Raw genomic sequence first — 1,795 nt, 5'->3', positions numbered from 1 at the left:
GGAATGTTCCCCGGCGCCATGAAGGAAAAGCATCAATCCTTTAGGGTGAGCGGGTTCCCACAAACGGTAAAACAGTTTCATATCCCGGGCGCGGCTATAGTATGTACGTTCGTTGGAATTGTTATACATGTACATATGTCCTCTCCGAATATTGTGGTTTCATTATTGGGTGAGAAGGTCTATAACTGCTTTCACTCCGGCTTGCGGATCTATCTTTTGTTGAAACTGTTCAATGTTTTGAGATAAACGTTCGAACGCTTCGGGAAAGAACAGCAGCTTTTCGATCCAACGATCCGTTTCTTGCCGGTTATTGATTCGAATGGCCAGCTGGTTCTGCACCAGATAATTGCAATTGTATTCCTCATGCCCCGGAATCGGCTGATAAATAAGCATCGGAACTCCTTTACTCAATGCTTCGAAGGATGTTAATCCGCCCGGTTTCGTGATCAGCACGTCCGCTGCATCCAGTAATTCATCGATGTTGTCGACAAATCCGACAGTAACGATATGGGGGTGTCGAAGATGTTTATCGCGCTCAAACGAAATCCTGAGCGAATCGTTGTGTCCGGTACAAATAATTATCTGGATGATTTCTTTCCACTTCATTAACCAATGAACCAGATGGCCGATCCCTCCTAATCCGAGTCCCCCTCCCATCACCAAAACGGTAGGCATGTTTTTCAAATTCAGTTTTCTTCTTGCCTCTTGCTTGCTGCGTTTCATCCAAAACTTTGATGTTACTGGAATTCCGGAAACTGATATCCTATGTTTTGGAATTCCCATTTGTACTAATTGCCCACATACTTCATCATTCGCTACAATATAGAGATCCACTTCGGGTTGAGCCCACACCCGGTGTGCGTGAAAATCGGTAATAACCGTACATAAGCTCACCGGATACCCCATTTTTTTTAGCCGAGATAACGATGAACTGCTGAAATAATGCGTACAGATCACCAAATCAGGCTTGATTTGTTCCAGGACCGTTTCAATATTGCGGTGAACCAACTGGTAAATCGTAAACTGCAACCAGTGAGGAACCGTGTCATTTTGTTTTGTCAGATGATGATATATTTTTTTCCATACATAAGGACAAGACGCGATGATTTGCTTATAAGTGCGGAGAATGAATTCACTTTTGACCGGGTGAAGCATTTTTCCGATTTCGATGATTTGCGTTTGGATTAACGGTTCCTGAAGTGAAACGCCTTCAGCCAATGCCTCCGCTGCTTTTGTATGGCCGCTGCCGAACGCTTCCGATAGGATTAATACGTTCTTATGCACAAAGTTTCCTCCGCTGACAATTCTCTGAAACCTATTATGCGCGAATTGATTAACTGTATTCAGGCACTGATCCGGAGATTATGACTGTAAGGACAGATTGTGAGGGGCATTCTTTTTTGTGATTCCCGCCGGCTCGGGGAATGTTTTTGCCAGGGCGTTGGGGATTCCGTTACATCGATATTAGAGTACGAAAAAACGCCAAGCGACATGATCGACGCTTAACGTGTAGTTTCGTTAACATCTTGGCGGAACCGCTTCTATACCCCTTGAAGTTCCTCTCTGTTGCTCCGAGCAGAAAATCTGTTTAAAAAGCCGCGTGTGTCATATACGATATTTGCCGCCGTGCAAGCGACGAAGTGCCGGCTCGTCTGCAAAGAATGAGTGAACTTCGAACGACTTCTTAATTTCAGAAGATGCTTCGCCGTAATTCCCTTCTTCCTTAAAGCTTCTTCAAACTCTTTCTGGGCGGACTGCTTTGCTTTGAACAACATCATTTGCACCCTGCTGTATA

At 44.6% G+C, this 1,795-nt stretch carries 1 protein-coding gene and 1 pseudogene; both read right to left on the bottom strand.

Annotation, left to right across the window (positions count from 1 at the left end; translation table 11 throughout):
- Positions 1-162: 162 nt before the first annotated feature.
- Positions 163-1,284 (bottom strand): MGDG synthase family glycosyltransferase, encoded by a 1,122-nt coding sequence (locus JET16_RS29710; protein ID WP_199624853.1) that lies wholly within the window; start codon positions 1,282-1,284, stop codon positions 163-165.
- A gap of 257 nt (positions 1,285-1,541) precedes the next feature.
- Positions 1,542-1,795: pseudogene (locus JET16_RS30445) on the bottom strand (2-hydroxyglutaryl-CoA dehydratase); the annotation flags it as partial.

This window comes from Paenibacillus alkalitolerans (genome assembly GCF_016482785.1).
GTDB lineage: Bacteria > Bacillota > Bacilli > Paenibacillales > YIM-B00363 > Paenibacillus_AE > Paenibacillus_AE alkalitolerans.
This window is presented reverse-complemented; position numbering and strand designations above follow the sequence as displayed.